1 rRNA gene is annotated in these 316 nt (G+C 47.6%); it reads right to left on the bottom strand.

The window, feature by feature from the left end:
* Positions 1 to 123, bottom strand: a 16S ribosomal RNA gene (locus tag AC1DCZ_RS19415); the annotation flags it as partial.
* Positions 124 to 316: the final 193 nt, after the last annotated feature.

Below are 316 nucleotides of genomic sequence, written 5' to 3'. Positions count from 1 at the left end.
TTACTCACGTGTTACTCACCCGTTCGCCACTAATCCACCAGCAAGCTGGCATCATCGTTCGACTTGCATGTGTTAAGCACGCCGCCAGCGTTCATCCTGAGCCAGGATCAAACTCTCCGTTGAAGTAAAACAAAAACAGACACAACCAARCACCCCCGGGAAAACGGGACGCGCCAGCTGCACAAAATTTGAAACCAGCTGTAAAAACCAGACCACACCACTTAGGTGGCGCAACCTGGCCAATCCAACCAATTCAATACAATAAATTGGTATCAACAAACTTGGCACACTATTGAGTTCTCAAACAACAGACACA

The sequence above is a fragment of the Arthrobacter sp. 10N418 genome (assembly GCF_056394725.1).
The sequence above is the reverse complement of the archived record's forward strand: the minus strand, read 5'-3'. Positions and strand labels throughout refer to the sequence as shown.